Source organism: Nonomuraea angiospora (assembly GCF_014873145.1).
Taxonomy (GTDB): Bacteria; Actinomycetota; Actinomycetes; order Streptosporangiales; family Streptosporangiaceae; genus Nonomuraea; species Nonomuraea angiospora.
The window spans coordinates 12,544,766-12,562,449 of sequence record NZ_JADBEK010000001.1 but is presented as its reverse complement, the minus strand read 5'-3'; the positions used below and the strand labels follow the sequence as shown (position 1 = coordinate 12,562,449).

Genomic DNA, 17,684 nt, shown 5'->3' with positions numbered 1-17,684 from the left:
GCGGCGGCAGGTCCCGTCGGGTCCGTGTGCCGTCGGCATCCGATGATCACGCCGCCGGAGAGGACCACGATAGGATCCGCATCGCGTACGAAGCCGAGCCGGTGGGAGACGAGCAGACTCGTACCAACGGCCCGGATCTCGCGCTCGTGACTGTGAGCGGTCCGAGCACGAAGCCGGCACACCACTCCGGATCCCCCCGCTCGCGGCCGTGAACAATCCAGCCAAACCGACACACGACCCCGGACCCACCGTCCGCAGCCCTGAACGGCCCCCAGCCCGAAACCGACACTCGAGCCCGCACCTTCCGCTCGCGGCCGTGAACGATCCCAGCCCGAAACCGACACACGAGCCCGGCGACCGGTTGCTGGTCCGGCGCATGCCGTTGGCCCGCATGCCGTTGGCCCGCATGCCGTTCGCCCGCATGCCGTTCGCCCGCATGCCGTTCGCCCGCATGCCGTTCGCCCGCATGCCGCAGGGCCAGGACCGCAGCAACCTGCTGGTCATAGGCGGCGGCAATCTCAGGCGTTCTTACGACTCACGACACTGGGGAGAATCCGTCGGCATCCGCGCACGTCGATCTCAAGAGGGGCGTGGCATTTCATTCACCGCCCAGCGACAGTTCGTCCAGCGGGAGGGACCGCAGGAAGTCCTCGGCGTCGAAGATCTCCCCGGCGGTGACGACCCCGGTCGCCCGGCCGCGGCCGGTCAGGATGCGTTCGGCGGCCTCCACCACGATCGGCGCGGTGATGGCGTAGATGTCACGTCCACGCGCCGCCACCCGCCGCCGCTCCTCCCCCCGGCGGACGACGACCTCGACCAGGAAGACCTGGGCCGATCGCCCGTCGGCGTCGGCCGCCTGCGGTCCCTTGGTCTCCGGGTCGCCGAGGTCCTTCAGCGGGGCGACGTTCAGGAAGGCGTCGATCCGCGGGGTGTCCAGGTGGCGGGAGACGGTGATCACGTCGGCGTTGGAGAACTGCCCCACGACGTCCTGGGTCCCGAACGGTTCGGCGAAGGTCCAGGTCCCCTTCGGCTGCGGCTCGTCGCCCGCGACGACCTGCAGGTGGTGGTCGGAGAAGACCACGCGCCGCCCGGCCCGGCGCTGCCCGGCCAGCACGGTGCCCCGGGTCGGGTGCCAGCTGTCCAGGGCCACCGCGATCGAGATCTCGTCGGCCGCCGGCCAGTCACCCATCGCGACGGTCGCGAGCAGGTCCCCCAGCGCGCCGTAGAACGCCATCACCGGCGCCACCACGATGCCCGCCTCCTTCACCCGCGGGTCATCCCGGTAGGTGTCGAAAGTGCTCATCGCGACCAGGGTCTCTCCGGTGACGTCCAGGTAGTGGATCCCGGCGCGCAGCGCGGCCTCGATCAACGGCGGCGCGGTGTCGCCGAACGGCCCGGCACAGTTGATCACCGCTGCCGTGCCGGCGATCGCGCGGTCGAGCGAGGCCGGGTCGTCGACCGAGGCGATCCTCCACTCCACGCCGGGGTGGGCGGCGGCAGCTTCCAGCTTCACCGCGTCCCGCCCGGACAGCACCGGCGTCCAACCACGCTCCAGCAGCTCCGCCGTCACGAACCGGGCGGTGTGCCCGTAGGCGCCGAACACCGCCACCACCGGCTTCACGCTTCCGCGTCCGGACCGGCCGGCGAACTCCGTCATCAGATCTCCTTCAGCTGTTCAAGGGCTCCTTCCGATCTTGCTGAACGGTGTCGCCGGGGGCCACCGTCGCATACGTCAACGTGCGCTAGATTCGCGACATGCGCGCCCATCGCGTCGTCATGGCCGTCACCGACGACATGCCGATCTTCGAAGCAGCCGTCCCGTGTCAGGTCTTCGGCGTCGACCGGCCGCACCTGGCCGATCCGTGGTACCAGTTCTCGGCGGTCCCGGTCGGGGACGCGCCGGTGCGGCTGAGCCCCGGATTCACCCTCGCCCCGGTGAGCGGCGGGTGGAATCTGGACTCGACGGACACCCTCGTCATCCCGGCCTGCACCAATGTGCACGACGACCCGCCGGCGGAGTTGGTGGACGTCGTCCGGGAGGCGTACCGGCGGGGGATCCGGATCCTGTCCATCTGTTCCGGCGCCTTCGTCCTGGCCGCCGCCGGAGTGCTCGACGGGCGCCGGGCGACCACCCACTGGCTGCACGCGGAGGAGCTGAGCCGCCGCTATCCCGCCGTCCGGGTCGACCCGTCCGTGCTCTACGTGGAGGACGCCAACGTGATCACCTCCGCGGGGACGGTGGCCGGGATCGACGCCTGCCTGCACGTCGTACGGGTCGACCACGGCGCCGCAGTGGCCGCCGAACTGGCCCGCCGCCTGGTCACCCCGCCGCACCGGGACGGCGGGCAGGCCCAGTACCACCGCCCTGCCTCGCCCGTGGTCCGAGACGACTGGCTGGCGGCCCTGCTGGACTGGGCCACCGAGCATCTGCATCTGCCGCTGTCCATCGCCGACCTGGCCGCCCAGGCCAATGTCAGCGTGCGCACCGTCGAACGCCGGTTCGCCGAGGCGCTCGGGATGTCGCCGCTGCGCTGGCTGCTGCAGCAACGGGTACGCCGTGCCCAGCAATTCCTGGAGACCAGTGACCGGCCGATCGGATGGATCGCCGACAGCTGCGGGTTCGGCGGCCCGGCCAGCCTGCGAGCACACTTCGCCCGGATCGTCGGGGTATCCCCCACCGCCTACCGCCGAACATTCCACGAACGGGCAGGCACGACCCGCATCGCCAGCTGACCACCCCGACGACACGACCCCCACCACCAATCGACCGGCCCAACGGCGCGCCTCCGAACCGCCAGCTGACCGCCCGGCGCGACCCACACCGCCAACCGACCCACCCACCGGCGCGACCCAGATCGCCAGCTGACCGATCCGGCAGCACGAGCAGGATCGCCAACCGATCGGCCCGGCAGCGCGGGCGCGCCTCGCCGTCGCGTCACCCTCGCCGATCGGACCAGAGATCCGGGTAATAGCGAGGACATACGCAGTTCCTGTCATCCTGCGGCGGGTCCACGACCTGGCCCGCGATCGGAGCCAGCAGCGCCTCGATCGCCTTGGCTGAAGCGACCGCGGCATCGCTGACGTTGTAGGGATCGACGGTGTCGGCCACGCTGAGGTCCAGCCGATCCCCGTGCGACCAGACGTGGGCGCGTTGCCCGGCGATCTCCACGTGCCCCGGTTGCCCGATCCCGGGGAAGCGCGGCATGGCGGCCGGGAAGCGGGCGAACTCGGCCGCGGCGTAGGCGACGCCGGGGACCGGCCGAGGGGTGTCGGGGTCGAGCCATGTCACGGGCACGCCGAGCGTGGACAGCGTCCGCACGAGGTCGTTCTGCGTCTCGACGCGCAGCCCGGCCAGCAGTTGGTCGCCGTCGTTGGCGTGCCCGCCGTACGCGCGGCAGAAGCGGAAGTAGGCCAGCTCGCGCGCCCACGCGTGCAGCCGGGCCGGCGGGTGTCGCTCGTAGAGGTAGTCGGTCCAGCGCTGCCCGTTCACCCGTCGGATCGTACCTCGCTGTCCGCGTGGTGGACGGTGAGGTCGCCGTACGGTGACAGCCGCGCGGCGAGATCGCCTGGCTTGCCGCGTAACGTCGCGTCGAGGAACGCGGCGCTGGTGGCGGCCGTGATGCGCAGCCCTTCGGTACGGCCCAGCGACCCGGCCAGCGCGGGCACGGGCGGAAGGTAGAGCGGCGCGTCCGTGAACGTCAGATGCGACGTCCCCGGAACGGTGAGCCGGTAACTCGTGGCGGTGCTGAGGTCGAGCACCTGCGTGAGGCGGGGGATGTAGGTCGGGTTGTCCGCCGGGTCTACCGGGTGGGTGAGCGCGAGCACCGGTTGGCGGAAGGGCCGCGGCTCGGGGTCGTGGGGAGCGCCGTCCAGGTCGATGACCGCCGCGAACCGGGGATCCTGACGGGCCGCCACCAACGCGGCGGCCCCACCGATCGAGTGGCCGGTCACCGCGGCCCGAGCGGTGTCGAGGCGACCGCTCAGCGGGCCTGCGATCTCACCTCGGTCGAGGCGGCCCAGCTGGGTGAGGACGAAACCGAGGTCGTCGGCGCGCACCGCCGTCCAGCCGGCCGCCCGCCGCTCGTCCTCCCGCTCGTCCCCGGTCGCGGCGACCCTGGTGCGGATCGTCCGGCCGCCGGTGAGGACGACGGCGGCGGAGTCGTACGGGTGGTCGAGGGCCACCACGACGTAGCCGAGACTGGCCAGCTCCTCCGCCCAGGCGGTGTTCTGGGTGCGCACTCCCCCGAGTCCCGGAGAGAACAGCACCACGGGGAACCGTCCTCCCGCCCCGGCCACGGCGGCACCCGGCACCGAGCGGGTGCGGGCGGTCGAGGCTCCGTCGAACAGGAAGCCAGGCACTCCGAGGTAGTCGGCCGCGGCGTGGGAGACGACGCGCGCCTCCCGCACCGTACGTCCGAGATACTGAGACCGCGTGGTGCCTGTGGCGCTCCCCCGCGCCGGGTACCAGAACTGGACGACCACCGTGCGCCGGTCATCGGGGGCGGAGGTCGCGGGCTCCGGACGCGCCGGATCGGTCCACTCCATCACAAGGGTGCCGACCGGGAACCGGCCCGACGGCTCGGGGAAATCGGGCACCGGAAACGCCCACGCCGCCACCGGACCCGCGGCGACGAGGCCCGCGCACGCCGCCCACCCGGGCAACGCCAGCCACCACGGAGCCCGCCACGCGGGCCGGTGCGCGGGCCGGTGCCCGGGCCGGTGCCCGAGCCACCACGCGGGCCGACTCGCGGACCGCCACCCGAGCCACCACACGGGCCGACGCGTGGGCCGCCACCCGAGCCACCACACGGACCGCCACGCGGGCCGGCTTGCGGACCGCCACGCGGGCCGGCTTGCGGACCGGCGCAGCAGCGTGGGGAGGGTGAACGACAGCAGCATGGCGGCTCCCGCGAGAACCGGCACGAACTGCCAGCGCACCCCGGCCAGGACCAGCGCCGTCGCGGACAGCAGCACAACCGCCGCCGCGCCCATCGTGGCCGGCCGGCGGGCACGGGACGGGAGCCGGCGAGCGACCACCAGCAGCGCGGCGCCCAGCACCACGACGATCTCCGGGAACGACATGCCCAACGTCACCCGGCCATTGTTGAGGAGGTGTGCCTCGCACCGCGTCCACCTGGGGTCTGGCTTTCAGGTCCGACCTACGGTTGACGCCATCGCCATCGCCATCGCCGTCGGGTGACCGTCGTCGAAGGGCTTCACAAAAGAGCCCGCCATGCCTTGGAGAGGGCGTGGCGGAGCTGGCCGATCTGGCGCGCGGACAGGTCGGCGATCATGAGCTCCTCGAGCTCGCGTACGGGCCCGGCGAGGCCGGCCAGGAGTTCGCGGCCCGCGCCGGTGAGGAGGATGTGCAGCTCTCGGCGGTTGGCCGGGTTGCGCTCGCGCCGGATGAGCCCGCGCTCCTCCAGGGCGCGCACCAGGTCGGCCACGGACTGGGCGGTGACGAACGAGTCGCGGGCCAGCTGCGCGGCCGACAGCCCGTCGTGCCGCTCCAGCACGGTGAGCGCGGTGTACTGCGTCACCGTGATGCCGGCCGGCCGCACCAGCTCGTCGAGGCGTGCGCGGACGACGAGCTCCACCTGTTTGACCATGTAGAGCAGCGACGGCGGCGCCTTGTCCGGGGCCGCTCCCGCCTGCTGTTCCGCCGTTGCGGTCATCACGTGCTCCTGGGTCGTCTTCGGGGAGATCCAGGCTAGGCCATTGACAGGAAACCTGTTGGCAACAAGACTGCCCATCGACAGGTTTCCTGTCAATTGAAGGCAGCTTGTCCTCGGCGTACCCGGTATTTCCGCCGTGTGGCCGGGGCCACTCCGGGGCCCTGCCACGGACGGAATCCGTGAGAGAGAAGCGCGACCATGAGGGAACCCGAGTTCGAGGAAGGCCAGTGGCGGGAGGCGACCCAGCGCTGCCATGGCCAAGTGGCCGCCGCCGTGGCCGCGGCCGGTGAGACCTGTGTCGACGCGGCCAAGGACACGGGTGAGACCAGCGTCAACGCTGCCAGGGGCGCAGGTGAGACCAGCGTCGACGCTGCCAGAGGTGCAGGTCAGACCAGCGTCAACGCTGCCAGAGGTGCAGGTCAGACCAGCGTCGACGCGACCGAGGGCGGCCGTACCGACGTGATCGACCCGTCCGCCGGTCAGGTGGCTCCCACCGTGCCCGCCGCGGACGAGACCGTGACGGCCGCCCGCCGCGCGCTCGCCCTGGTCTGCGCGCCGCCGGTCGGCACCGCGTGGGCCCTCGACGTCGAAGCGCGCCCGGCCCGAACGCGCCCGCGCGTTGGCCGCGCGGCCCGAACGCGCCCGCGCGTTGGCCGCGCGGCCGCCATGCCGCAGGGACAGGCGCCTGACCGGCCCGATCCTCAGCGGCGGCCAGCTCTTCCGACGCCCGGTGCAGCCGAAACGCGGGCCGCGGCACCCCGCCCGTGTCCCGCTCGTCCACGCCGCCGAGACGCCGGCCCGGTCCCGCTCGACCGCGCCGCCGGTGCGGCCGAAACGCCGACCGCGACTCCCGCTCCGGTCCTGCTCGTCCTCGTCAACCGGCCACCGGCGCCGCCGAGATGCCGGCCCGGTCCCGCTCATCCGCGCCAACCAACCGCACGGGCGGCCGAGACGCCGATCGCGGTTCCCGACCTGGTCAGGTTGGTCCGCGCCGGTCGGCTGCCGATGCGGAAACTGGTCAGCCACCCGTTCGACGACGTCGATCGCGCCGCGCAGGGCAAGGCGATCGACCCCGTGATCACGTTCTGAGAGGTGTCCCACATGGATCTGACCGGCAAAGTGGCGATCGTCACCGGCAGCGGGCGCGGTCTCGGCCTGGCCTACGCCGAGGCCCTGGCCGCGGCGGGCGCCGCGGTGGTGGTGAACGACGTCGCCCAGGAGGCGGTGGACGCCGCGGTGGCGAAGATTACCGCGGCGGGCGGCCGGGCCGTCGGTGTGGTCGCCGCGGTCGGCGCAACGGCGGCGGCCGATCATTTGATCGGGGCGAGCGTACGGGAGTTCGGGCGCCTCGACGTGCTGATCACGAACGCGGGCATCCTGCGCGACCGGGTGCTGTGGAAGATGTCCGACGAGGACTTCGACGACGTCGTCAACGTGCACTTGCGGGGCACGTTCACCTGCGCCCGCGCGGCGGCGGTGCGGATGCGTGAGCAGGGCACCGGCGGGCGGCTGATCCTCGTCGGCTCGCCGGCCGGCCAGCGCGGCAACTTCGGCCAGACCAACTACGCCGCGGCCAAGGCCGGCATCGTCGCGATGGCCAGGACCTGGGCGATGGAGCTGGCCAAGGCCGGCATCACGGTCAACGCGGTGATCCCGGTGGCGGCCACCGAGATGACCAAGACCATCCCGGCGTTCGCACCGGTCATCGAGGAGTCCGAGCGCACCGGGCAGCCGCTGCCCGCATGGTTGCGCAGGGACGAGGGGCTGGGCACGGTCGAGGACGTCACGGGGCTGATCACGTACCTGGCCTCGGACGACTCCAAGGGCGTCACCGGGCAGGCGATCGGCGTCGGCGGGGACCGGCTGGCCCTGTGGGCGCACCCGAAGGAGAAGGCGGTGGCGTACGCCGACGGCGGCTGGAGCGCCGAGGCGATCGCCGGGCAGTGGCACACGGGCGTCGGCGCCGAACCCGAGACCTACGGCATCCCCGCCCCCAAGGGAGCCTGACGGTGAACCTCGACGAGCTGGTCGCGATCGACGTCCACACCCATGCCGAGGTCTCCAAGGACGGCCACGGCTCGCTGAGCCCGGTGCTGTTCGGCGCGTCCGAGGAGTACTTCGGCTCGCACGAGCGCCCCACCATCCCCCAGATGGCGGCCTACTACCGGGAGCGGAAGATGGCCGCGGTGGTGTTCACCGTGGACGCCGAGCACGCCACCGGCCACCCGCGCATCGCCAACGAGGAGATCGCCGAGAGCTGCGCCGAACACGCCGACGTGCTGATCCCCTTCGCCAGCGTCGACCCGCACAAGGGCAGGGCGGGGGCGCGGGAGGCCCGCCGCCTGGTGGAGCGGCACGGGGTGCGCGGCTTCAAGTTCCACCCCAGCATCCAGGGGTTCGCGCCGAACGACCCGATGGCCTACCCCCTGTACGAGGTCATCGAGGAGCTCGGCGTGCCCGCCCTCTTCCACACCGGGCAGACCGGCATCGGCGCGGGCGTGCCCGGCGGGGGCGGCATCCGGCTCAAGTACTCCAACCCGATGCTGGTCGACGACGTGGCCGTGGACTTCCCCGAGCTGCGCGTCATCCTGGCCCACCCGTCGTTCCCCTGGCAGGACGAGGCGCTCGCCGTCGCCACGCACAAGCCGTACGTCCACATCGACCTGTCCGGATGGTCGCCGAAGTACTTCCCGCCCCAGCTCGTCCGGTACGCCAACAGCCTGCTCAAGGACAAGGTGCTCTTCGGCTCCGACTATCCCGTCATCACCCCGGACCGCTGGCTGGCCGACTTCGCCAAGCTCGACATCAAGCCTGAGGTCCGCCCCAAGATCCTCAAGGACAACGCCGCCCGACTGCTCGGCCTCGACAAGGAGACCTCATGATCACGGTTGACGGACTCGCGGAGATCAAGGCCCTGGCCGGCCGCGACCTGGGCCACAGCTCCTGGCTGGAGGTCACCCAGGAGCGGGTCGACACCTTCGCGAACGCCACGAACGACCACCAATGGATCCATGTCGACACCCGGCGGGCCGCCGAGGGCCCCTTCGGCGGCACCATCGCCCACGGCTACCTCACCCTGGCGCTGGTCATCCCGCTGTTCAACGAGGTGCTCGACATCCGGGGCGTGCAGATGAGCATCAACTACGGGCTGGAGAAGGTCCGCTTCCCGAGCCCGGTGCGCGTGGGCGCCAAGGTCCGACTGGCCGCGAAGGTCGCCGAGGTCGAGGACGTGCCCGGCGACGGCGTACAGATGCTCTGCGACTTCACCGTCGAGATCGACGGCGTCGGCAAGCCCGCCTGCGTGGCCCGTGCCGTTTACCGCCACTACGCCTGAGGGGTGACGGGACGCTGTCGAACGCAGGGCTCGGCGGGTGGCCGGGCAGGCGGGCCGCACCGCGTTCGTCTTCCGCGACCCGCGTGATGACGTACGCGGAGGTGTTCGACCGCACCACCCGGGCGGCCGGGCAGTTGCGCGAGGGAGACCGGGGTGGCCCCGAGGTCAAGACGGCGGTCTACGAGCACCCCGCGGTCGCCGAGATCGCGGTGATCGGCGTACCGGACGCCACGTGGGGAGAGGTCGGCCGGGCATTCGTGATCACCGTTCCGGGGTGCGGTCTGACCATCGGCGAGTTGCGGGCGTTCCGGGCCTAGCGGCCGGCCAGGTACGAGCTCCCCGCCTACCTCGACACCGTGGACGACCTGTCCCGCACCGGCTCGAACAAACTGCGCAACGCTCTCGGGAGCGCTCCTGTCAGGACACGCCGCGGCGATGCTGGCGCTGGCGTCATTTTGACGCCATAATGGCGCCATGGATCTCAAGCCGTACGTCGACAGGCTTCACAGGGACCTCGCGGTCGCCGCGCAAGCAGGCGGCGAGGACGCGCGCGCCCTCGCCGAGCGACTTGTCTCACCTCTCGAGTCCTCCGTCCGGCTGATCCTGCTGGAGGTCCTGTCGGCGGCCGCCGACGAGATCACGCGCGAGCTGGCGCCCGGTTCGGTGGAGGTCCGCCTGCGCCGCGGCGATCCCGACTTCGTCCTGACCCGGTCTCCGGCGCAGCACCCGTTCGACCCGGACGCCCCCGATGACGGCGGCGGGCCGTCCGGCGCGGACGTCCAGCCCGTGGAGATCCAGGAGGGCGGCACGGCCCGCTTCAGCCTCCGGCTCCCTGAGCACCTGAAGGTCCAGGTCGAGGAGGCCGCGCGCCGGGAGGGCCTGTCGGTCAACACTTGGCTGGTCCGCGCCGTCGCGGCCACGTTGGATCCCGGCGGCCGCCGGTCGGCGGGGCGCGGCTCGGCGAGCGGGCGCAGCTACACCGGCTGGGCCGGCTGAGGCCCGGACGTACGCAACCACGAGGAGGGTTTCATGCCGACATTCGACACACCCGAGCCGATCTCGGTCAGCATCGACCTGCCCGGCGCCGAGGTGAGGATCATCGCGAGCGACCGCACCACCACGGTGGTCGACGCCCGGCCTGACGACGGTGAGGGAGGGGCGGCCGCAGTCCAGATCGGCTACGCGGCCGGCAAGCTGGTCGTCAAGGGCGCACAGCAGGAGTCCGTCCAGTCCCGGTACGCGGGCGCCGGAGCGGGCGCGCGGCGCCAGGGGTGGGGCCTGTCGGCGTTGGCCGGCCTGTTCGGCGACTGGGGGGAGTCGGTCCGCGTGACGATCGAGCTGCCGTCGGGCTCGCACGTGCAGGGCTCGACGGTGTCGGGCGAGTTCCACTGCACGGGCCGGTTGGGAGACTGCCGGCTGCAGACCGACCACGGCGACATCCGGCTCGACGAGGCCGGCTCGATCCAGCTGACCAGCGACAGCGGCGAGATCGGCGTCGAGCGCGCCACCGGCCGGGCCGAGATCTCCAGCGCGTCCGGCGAGATCAGGATCCAGGAGGTGGACGGCTCCGCCTCGATCAGGAACGACGACGGCGAGTGCTACATCGGCGAGGTGACGGGCGACCTGCGGCTGATCGGCACCACCGGCGACATGCAGGTCGAGCGCGCCCACGGCGGCGTCGAGGCGAAGAACGTGCATGGCAGCGTGCGGATCGGCGAGGTCGCGCGCGGCTCGGTCGTCCTGACGAGCACCACCGGCGATCTCGAGGTCGGCATCCGACAGGGCACGGCGGCGTTCCTCGACGTGAGCACGGCCAACGGCAGGCTGCTCAACTCCCTCGACGTCCGCGAGGGCCCGGAGGGGTTCGACGAGACGGTGGAGATCCGCGCCCGCAGCCACGACGGCGACATCACGATCAGCCGTGCCTGACGTCGCGATCAGCCGTGTGTGACATCGGGATCAGCCGAGCCTGAGATCACGATCAGCCATGCCTGACATCAGGGTCAGCCGTGCCTGACGTCGCGCCAGGCGCCTGCTGCCCGGCCCGGGCCCGCTCGGGCGCCCGGGGGCCAGGTCGGTCTCAGAGGCGGTTGCCCGCTGTGTATCGGTGCGGCGCGTCGTCGCCCTGCCCGTCGGAGACGTCCACGATGCCGGGCAGTTCACTGGTCAGGCGGGTCTGCGCCGCCGGAGACAGGAAATGATGATGCAGGTCGAGTTCGTGCAGGTGGGTCAGCGGCTGACCGGTCAGCAACGCCTCCGCGCCGGTGTCGCTGAGCGTGCCCAGCGACAGGTCCAGCGTCTCCAGCCTGGCGACCACCGGCGCTGTCGCCAGCGCCGCGGCTATCTCATCTGCGAGTTCGGCGTTGCGCAGGCCCAGATGCCGCAGCCGCGGCCACCGCGCCCGAGAGGATCGGCGCGAGATCGGCGATCGTCGGCCCGTCCTGGAGCTCGTCGCCCAGCCACAGCTCGAGGTGCTCCAGAGCCGGAAGGTCCGATTCGGCGATCGCGACCAACGTGTCGCGCGACAGGGCGCCGGACTCGATCGCCAGATGTCGCAGGGACGCATGCGTGAGCGGGTGGCGAAGGCCCGTGCTGTCGCCCATGCCGCCGCGCACCCGTAATGTCGCAAGCCCTGGATACGCGGCGAGCAGTTCCTCCACGTGGGCGTCGTACCACTGGTCGATGCCGGCTTGCTCGCCGACGAACATCGCCTTCAGCCCGGTCAACCGTTCGGCCGCCTCGCACAGGATCTGGATCGGCGCCTCGTCCTCCTCCAGCTCAGGCCCCCAGCGCCCGACCACCAGCGCCTCGACGGAGGCGGGCGGCACCGTGTCGAGGAAGCCCTCGAAAACCGCCCGGAAGATCGGATGAGTACGATCGCCCTCGAACTCTGCCAGCACCTCCCATTCTTCGCCCGCATCGTCATCCGCCTGGGGGCCGATGCTGATCCTCCAGGCCACGGCTTCGTCGGACTGCCGGTCAGCCGGTTCGTCGCCGCCGAAATCGACGACGGCGCGGCCGACGAAGGTGGTGGGAGACTCGGCATCGGCCGGGTGATTCCGGTAGTGCCCCGCGTAGGTCCAGCTCATTTGGCGCTCCCGTTCCAGGACCATCGGACCGGACCCCCGTCACTCCACCGGCGGCCAGGCGCGGACCGGGGGAGCCTATCGATCGCTCTTGCCGCCCGACTCGACGTTGATCGTTTCGTTGTCTCGCCGGCCTACGCCGGCTTCAGGAACGGGCGGTGCACGATCACGCGGCGAGCTCTCCAGGGCCGGTCAGCTGCTGGCGCGTCTGGACGAGCAGCTCGGGAACCGTACGGCGGGACAGGGAGATCGCCTTGCGCGCGAAGCGGCGGCCGTCGCGCGTCCGACCGGCGGCGCTCAGCACGAGCGCGTGTGCCGTGAGCGCCGAGAGCAGCGCCGGGGTGTAGGCCAGGGCGTCCTGCCTGGCCGCTGACTGCGTCACCTGGACCATCCGACCACTGCTGGAGATCGCCTCGTCGGGATCCGTCCGGCACAGAATCTTCGCGCGGGTGCCGGTGACGCGTGCCAGGAGGTGAAGATACTCACCCCGGTACAGGTTGATCAGCCGCTCGCAGCACTCGACCGCCTCCTGCGCGTCCATGAGCGCGTCCTGCTCTCGACCGGCGGCGAGCTCGCAGGTGGCGCGGATGTCCAGGACGCCGGCCAGGGCGGGCAGGTGGCGGTGGTCGTCGCGCGCGCTGATCGTACGTAACGCCGCCAGGGCCTCCTGGCTCGTGGCCAGGGCCTCGTCGTGCCGCTCGGCGACGGTGAGCAGGCCGGCTCGGGTGGCGAGGGTCATGGCCACGTCACGCTCGTGGTCGGGACCTCCGCGCCACTGTCCGAGGCCCTCCTTGCGGATCCGCAGAGCCTCGGCGTTCACCTCGAGGGCCTCCTGGGGCCGTCCGGCCAGCTGGAGCATGACCTGGTGCGCGTCGAGTGCGTCGGCGAAGTCGTCGAGGTGCTCGCGGCGGCGGTCGGGGGCCCTGTCCAGCAGGCTGCGATGATGCCCGATCCGTTCGGCGCTCACCTTCAGCGCCTGTTCGACCCGGCCCGTGCCGAGCAGGGCCCTGGCGTGCTGGTCCAGGGCGGCGGCCAGCTGAGGGAGGTGGCGCTCAGGGTCGGCCTGGGAGCGGGTGCGCAGGGAGTCGGCCGTGGTGGCGAGCTTGCGTATCCGCCACCACTTCCAGATCGGCGGCAGGAGCCGGCCGAGGCCGATGATCACGGCGAGCGGCAGCACCGTCGCCCAGCCCGGCCACACGATGAAGGAGATCACTGCGGTACCGGCCACCAGTCCCAGGAGGACCATGACCGCGCAAGATCGCATCATGACGACCAGTGTGACGCCCGGTGACCGAAGCGCAATCCCGGGCGCCGCACCGGTGCAGCGGCCCCACACCCCGACCACCGGCACCCGTCCCGGCAGGCTTCGGCGCGATGTGCCGCGCTCGGACCAACGGCGCCGGCCCCGACGGGCATCAGCGCGAGGTGCCTCACCCGGACCAACGACACCCGTCCCGACGGGCATCAGCGCGAGGCACCACACCCCGCCCACCGGCACCGGTTTCGCTGGGCTTCGGCGCCAGGTGCCGCGCGCCCGGGATCGCGCCGGCGCCGGCCCGCTAAGCCCAGGGGCGGGGGAAGGTGTCGCCGTCCAACCTGTCGCCTGCGGCGAGTCCGAGAGGATCCGTCACGACGTGCCCGTCCCCGCTGTAGCGGGTCGCCTCGTCCATGTAGATGGTGACGTGCGCGAGCCGGGCCAGGTCGGTGCGGTTGGGCAGCGCCATGTGGCCGGTGAAGCCGCTGTGGAACGTGCAGTCGCCCGCGCGGAGCGGCACGGTGACGCGGGGGATCCAGCGCAGGGACGGGTCCACCTCGAACAGGTCATCCTCTTCGTGAAGGTCCTGCGGACGCAGGCCGGTGCGGTCCTGGGTGCCGGGGAGGAAGGTCATGCAGCCCCGCTCCGGGGGAACGTCGACCAGCGCTATCCACGCCGACAGCGGGAGCCGGTCCCCCGTGTGCGGCCAGTACGGACGATCCTGGTGGAACTCCGTGGCGGCGTTGTTGTGCGGCTCCTTGACCAGCATCTGGTCGTGCCAGAGCCGCAGCGAGAACCCGGCCAGCTGTTCGGCGATCCGGCCGATCCGCGGGTCGAACGTGAGCTCCCGCAGCGTCTGGTCGCGTTGCCAGACGTTGACGAGCTGGCTGAAGGTGCCCTGCTTCTCCAGGCTCTCCGCGCGGTGCGCCTCCAGGAACGCCTGGGCGCCGGCCCGGAATCGCTCGACCTGGCCGGGCTCGAGCACGCCACGTACTCGGACGAAACCGTGTTCGCGGTAGGCCGCCACCAGCTCGTCCGGCACCCGGCCATCGGCGCCGACGTCGCTGACGAACTGCTCGGTCGTGGGCGTTGCCATCGCTGACCTCCAGGGTTCTTGCTGTTGGGATACCGCAAGCCTCGTCGAGAGGTGCCGTTCAGGACTAGGCCGATCCCGGCGATTAGCCGTACGATCCCGACATGCCTGCCATGCTGCACGAGCACGCGCTGTTCGCCGGGGGCCCGGTCCTGGCAGGTGTCCACCACCTGAACCCCGACATCGAGCCGCACGCGCACGACTTCCTCGAGATCGCCGTGATCGGAGCCGGCGACGGCCGGCACCTGACCAGCCAGGGCGCGCGCCCGCTGCGGCAGGGGCAGGTCATCGTGCTCCGTCCCGGCGCCTGGCACGGGTTCCGCGACTGCACCGGCCTGACCGTCGCGAACTGCTGCCTGTCCGCCCAGGCACTGCGGGGCGAACTGGCGGCGCTGTACGACATCCCGATGCTGCGCCGGATGCTGTGGACCGATCCGGTGGCCTCCGGTACGCACGGCGTGGCGGTCACGACCGTCGATCCGGCCGCCGCCGACGAGGCCATCGCGGAGATCGGCCTGCTCGAACGGGACCTGGCCGCCGATCGGAGCCGGCCGGGCCGGGTGCTGGGCCGGCTGGTCACCGTGCTCGGCGTCCTGGCCGACGGCCGCGATTCCGAGTGGCAGACGCCCGAGTCCGCCATCCACCCCGCCGTCGCCGCCGTCATCGCCCGGCTGGAGGCCGCGCCCGCCGATCCGTGGCGGCTGGACGAGCTCGCCCGGTCGGTCAACCTGGATCCCGCCTATCTCGGGCGGCTGTTCAGGCAGTACGTCGGGCTGACGCCGCTCGGCTTCCTGGCCCGGCTGCGGGCCGAGCGCGCCGCCACGTTACTGGCGCACTCGACCCTGCCGACTGCCCGGGTCGGCGCCGCCGTCGGCTGGGACGACCCGACGTACTTCGCCCGCCGCTTCCGGGCGCTGGTCGGGCTGACGCCCACCGAGTACCGGCGGCGTAGCCGATCGGCCGCTCATGCTCAGCTCGGCGGCCCGGCCGGGCGGCAGAGTCCCTGACTCCGGGAAGGAGGTCAGAGGCCCGCGCCGGCCTGGACCGTAGCGTCATGCGGCACCTTGAGGAGGGGCTTGGGCACGTTCCTGACGAGGTTCCCGTCGCCGGTGACCAACATGAGCAGGAGCTGAGGTGGGCGTCCCAGCCGAGTCGCCGCACGCACCGCGCAGGGCGGTTACCTGGGCCGGTGCCAGCGCAGCCAGGCGGCCTGGCCGCCGTCGATGAGGAGGTCGGTGCCGGTGATGGAGAGCGATGCCGGGCCGATTCCGCCGGGGTCACCTCCAGCCGCCGCTCGCCGCGCCACGCCTGGTAGACGATCTCGTCCAGTACGAGGTCGCCATGTCGCAGCACGGAGGCCCGCGGCGTCGCCTGCCTCCCCCGCAGCAGCACCTGGACCCGGGCCAGGAGCTCGGCGGACATCGCCCTCCCCGGAACCGCGCGCAAAGCGTCAGCGTGAGGCGGGCACACCCGCCCTCGGGCAGGCTACGCGATCGGGCCTTCGGGCATGGTCGTACAACCCCGCCGGTCAGCCGGGACAGAGGCGGTGGCGCGCGAGCGCGTCGTAGAACGGCTGGTGGTGCTCGGCGACGCGGCGCAGGTGCTCGTTGGTGTCGGGCGTCTCGCGGTGCCCGGACGCCTTGGCCACCAGCCCGCTGCTCTCGGCCACCTCCGCGTGCCACCGGTCCGTACGCTGCCAGTTCGTTTGCTGACCGGGATCCCAGCGCATCGCCTCGGGCACGAACTCGAGCCCGACCCGCTCGCAGTAGGCCCGGACCGTCGCCTCCGGGTTGGCCACGAGATCGTCACCGTCGATCACTAGGGGGACCTCGCCGGTGGCCGACCGCACGGCGTCGAAGATGGCGTGCAGGTATTCGAAGCCGTACTCGTCCAGGGTGGCCTCGGGGTTCATGGCGTAGTGCGAGGCTATCGCGCTGCGCGGCTCCCGGATCATGAAGGTGTTGATGACGTCGGTGAACAGGCGCTCGTCCTCGAGCAGCGGCGTGTACGTGTAGTCGGAGGTGTCCTTGGCGAACACCCGGCGCCCGTCGGCGTTGACCTCGAGCATCATGCCGAGCAGTTCGACCGCCGACGTGGCGCGCCGGCCCGTGAGCTCGAAGTGGCCGTCCACCTGGAGGTAGGAGAACGGCTCGTGGACCACTTCGAGATCGCCGCGTTCGAGCATGATGCGCAGGAACGCGGTGGAGCGCGACCGGGGCACGGCCCACAGCAGGATGGGCTTCGGCGCGGCGCTCATTGCGACCACTCCGTGGGCCGGCGGTCCCAGCGATGTTCGCGCAACTGCGCCATCAGCTCTTCGCTCAGTGGTTCGGCGTCGCTGGCGGCGAGGTTGGCCCGTACGTGTGCCGGCTTGCGCATGCCGGGGATCACGGTGGTGACGTCGGGGTTCTGGAGGATGAAGCGCAGCGCGAGTTCGGGCATGGTCATGCCCTCGGGCACGATCCGCGCCAGCCGTTCGGCGCGCTCCACGCTCGCCACGAGGTTCTCCGGCACGAAGTAGGTGTTGCGCCAGTCGCCTTCGGGCCAGCGGGTCTCGCGGGTGAGGGTGCCGGTCAGCGTGCCTTCGTCGAAGGGCACCCGTGCGATCACCGCGACGTCCAGCTCGCGACAGGCCGGGAACAGCTCGTCCTCGGGTGCCTGGTCGAAGATGTTGTAGATGACCTGTACGGCGTCGATCAGCCCGGTCTTCAGGGTCTCCAGGACGTTCCAGGGTTCCCATCGGTTGACGCTGATGCCGACGCCCTTGATCAGCCCGCGTTCCTTCATCTCGATGACGGCGTCCTGCCAGGCCGCGTCGTGTGCCCAGGCGTCCTCCCAGACGTGGAACTGGAACAGGTCGACGGACCGGGTGCCCAGCCCTTCGAGGCTGCGGTGCAGGTATTCCCAGAGATGATCGGGCGGGTACACCTCCGACAGTTTGGAGTCGCGGGTGGACGGCCAGGCGCGGTCCTTCGGCGGGGGCTTGGTCGCGAGGTAGAGGCGGCGATCCGGGTGCCGCTTCACCAGCTGCCCGAGCATCCTTTCGCTGTGTCCGCGGCCGTAGATCCAGGCGGTGTCGAAATAGTCGCACCCGAGCCGCACGGCTTCGTCCAGCGCGGTGTCACCGGTCTCGTCGTCGGCGCCGGTCCATCCGCCCTCGCCGCCGGCTATGCCCCACATCCCGCAACCCACGTCGCCGACCATCCAGCCCAACCGGCCGAATCGACGTTCATGCATCACT

At 71.7% G+C, this 17,684-nt stretch carries 20 protein-coding genes; 9 read left to right on the top strand and 11 right to left on the bottom strand.

Translation table 11 applies throughout. The features are described 5' to 3' along the window. Positions 1-598: 598 nt before the first annotated feature. Positions 599-1,657: a saccharopine dehydrogenase family protein gene (locus tag H4W80_RS57600; RefSeq protein ID WP_192792764.1), complete on the bottom strand. Its 1,059-nt coding sequence runs from the start codon at positions 1,655-1,657 to the stop codon at positions 599-601. A 98-nt stretch (positions 1,658-1,755) separates the two neighbouring features. Here H4W80_RS57600 and H4W80_RS57595 point away from each other — a divergent pair, with 98 nt between their 5' ends. Beyond that, positions 1,756-2,733 carry a helix-turn-helix domain-containing protein gene (locus H4W80_RS57595; protein ID WP_192792763.1) on the top strand — a complete coding sequence of 326 codons (978 nt, stop codon included), beginning with the start codon at positions 1,756-1,758 and terminating at the stop codon, positions 2,731-2,733. A 202-nt stretch (positions 2,734-2,935) separates the two neighbouring features. Here the strand turns inward: H4W80_RS57595 and H4W80_RS57590 are convergent, their stop codons facing one another. The 3 genes from H4W80_RS57590 to H4W80_RS57580 all read right to left on the bottom strand — a co-directional run bounded on the left by H4W80_RS57590 (position 2,936) and on the right by H4W80_RS57580 (position 5,675). Beyond that, the gene (locus H4W80_RS57590; protein WP_192792762.1) at positions 2,936-3,490 is read right to left on the bottom strand and encodes a hypothetical protein; all 555 of its coding nucleotides are present in this window, start codon (positions 3,488-3,490) and stop codon (positions 2,936-2,938) included. After that, on the bottom strand, positions 3,487-5,094 hold the full coding sequence (locus H4W80_RS57585) for an alpha/beta hydrolase (RefSeq protein WP_318787554.1): 1,608 nt from the start codon (positions 5,092-5,094) through the stop codon (positions 3,487-3,489). Before H4W80_RS57585 ends, H4W80_RS57590 begins: the two co-directional genes overlap by 4 nt. Before the next feature lie 122 nt (positions 5,095-5,216). Then, entirely contained in the window at positions 5,217-5,675 is a 459-nt protein-coding gene (locus tag H4W80_RS57580; RefSeq protein ID WP_225964265.1) for a MarR family winged helix-turn-helix transcriptional regulator, read from the bottom strand. A gap of 198 nt (positions 5,676-5,873) precedes the next feature. On the opposite strand from H4W80_RS57580, the gene H4W80_RS57575 reads away from it, so the two are divergent. The 7 genes from H4W80_RS57575 (at position 5,874) to H4W80_RS57545 (ending at position 10,938) form a co-directional block, all read left to right on the top strand. Continuing rightward, positions 5,874-6,764: a hypothetical protein gene (locus H4W80_RS57575; RefSeq protein ID WP_192792761.1), complete on the top strand. Its 891-nt coding sequence runs from the start codon at positions 5,874-5,876 to the stop codon at positions 6,762-6,764. Between the two features lie 12 nt (positions 6,765-6,776). Further along, positions 6,777-7,682 carry an SDR family oxidoreductase gene (locus H4W80_RS57570; RefSeq protein ID WP_192792760.1) on the top strand — a complete coding sequence of 302 codons (906 nt, stop codon included), beginning with the start codon at positions 6,777-6,779 and terminating at the stop codon, positions 7,680-7,682. A 2-nt stretch (positions 7,683-7,684) separates the two neighbouring features. Further along, the gene (locus H4W80_RS57565; RefSeq protein WP_192792759.1) at positions 7,685-8,557 is read left to right on the top strand and encodes an amidohydrolase family protein; all 873 of its coding nucleotides are present in this window, start codon (positions 7,685-7,687) and stop codon (positions 8,555-8,557) included. Then, a complete protein-coding gene (locus H4W80_RS57560) occupies positions 8,554-9,009 on the top strand; it encodes a MaoC family dehydratase (RefSeq protein WP_192792758.1) in 456 nt (151 codons plus the stop codon). Before H4W80_RS57565 ends, H4W80_RS57560 begins: the two co-directional genes overlap by 4 nt. An 86-nt stretch (positions 9,010-9,095) precedes the next feature. Continuing rightward, the gene (locus tag H4W80_RS63250; protein ID WP_192794376.1) at positions 9,096-9,326 is read left to right on the top strand and encodes an AMP-binding enzyme; all 231 of its coding nucleotides are present in this window, start codon (positions 9,096-9,098) and stop codon (positions 9,324-9,326) included. A 157-nt stretch (positions 9,327-9,483) separates the two neighbouring features. After that, a complete protein-coding gene (locus tag H4W80_RS57550; RefSeq protein ID WP_192792757.1) occupies positions 9,484-10,005 on the top strand; it encodes a hypothetical protein in 522 nt (173 codons plus the stop codon). A gap of 33 nt (positions 10,006-10,038) precedes the next feature. Beyond that, positions 10,039-10,938 (top strand): DUF4097 family beta strand repeat-containing protein, encoded by a 900-nt coding sequence (locus tag H4W80_RS57545; protein ID WP_192792756.1) that lies wholly within the window; start codon positions 10,039-10,041, stop codon positions 10,936-10,938. Between the two features lie 151 nt (positions 10,939-11,089). Here the strand turns inward: H4W80_RS57545 and H4W80_RS62260 are convergent, their stop codons facing one another. From H4W80_RS62260 to H4W80_RS57530, 4 genes are all read right to left on the bottom strand, one after another. Then, positions 11,090-11,326, bottom strand: coding sequence for a hypothetical protein (locus H4W80_RS62260; RefSeq protein ID WP_225964264.1), 237 nt, complete (start codon positions 11,324-11,326; stop codon positions 11,090-11,092). A 28-nt stretch (positions 11,327-11,354) separates the two neighbouring features. Beyond that, the gene (locus H4W80_RS57540; RefSeq protein WP_225964263.1) at positions 11,355-12,098 is read right to left on the bottom strand and encodes a hypothetical protein; all 744 of its coding nucleotides are present in this window, start codon (positions 12,096-12,098) and stop codon (positions 11,355-11,357) included. Between the two features lie 163 nt (positions 12,099-12,261). Beyond that, the gene (locus H4W80_RS57535; RefSeq protein WP_192792755.1) at positions 12,262-13,362 is read right to left on the bottom strand and encodes a tetratricopeptide repeat protein; all 1,101 of its coding nucleotides are present in this window, start codon (positions 13,360-13,362) and stop codon (positions 12,262-12,264) included. A gap of 292 nt (positions 13,363-13,654) precedes the next feature. Further along, positions 13,655-14,446, bottom strand: coding sequence for a phytanoyl-CoA dioxygenase family protein (locus H4W80_RS57530; protein WP_192792754.1), 792 nt, complete (start codon positions 14,444-14,446; stop codon positions 13,655-13,657). A gap of 101 nt (positions 14,447-14,547) precedes the next feature. Here H4W80_RS57530 and H4W80_RS57525 point away from each other — a divergent pair, with 101 nt between their 5' ends. Next, the gene (locus H4W80_RS57525; protein ID WP_192792753.1) at positions 14,548-15,450 is read left to right on the top strand and encodes a helix-turn-helix domain-containing protein; all 903 of its coding nucleotides are present in this window, start codon (positions 14,548-14,550) and stop codon (positions 15,448-15,450) included. 170 nt (positions 15,451-15,620) lie between these two features. Here H4W80_RS57525 and H4W80_RS63245 read toward each other — a convergent pair whose 3' ends face one another. The 3 genes from H4W80_RS63245 to H4W80_RS57515 form a co-directional block, all read right to left on the bottom strand. Continuing rightward, a complete protein-coding gene (locus H4W80_RS63245; RefSeq protein WP_264086044.1) occupies positions 15,621-15,749 on the bottom strand; it encodes a hypothetical protein in 129 nt (42 codons plus the stop codon). Positions 15,750-15,971: 222 nt separating this feature from the next. Continuing rightward, complete coding sequence (locus H4W80_RS57520) at positions 15,972-16,700, bottom strand: sulfotransferase-like domain-containing protein (RefSeq protein WP_192792752.1); 729 nt, start codon at positions 16,698-16,700, stop codon at positions 15,972-15,974. Further along, positions 16,697-17,680: an aldo/keto reductase gene (locus H4W80_RS57515; protein ID WP_192792751.1), complete on the bottom strand. Its 984-nt coding sequence runs from the start codon at positions 17,678-17,680 to the stop codon at positions 16,697-16,699. Before H4W80_RS57515 ends, H4W80_RS57520 begins: the two co-directional genes overlap by 4 nt. Positions 17,681-17,684: the final 4 nt, after the last annotated feature.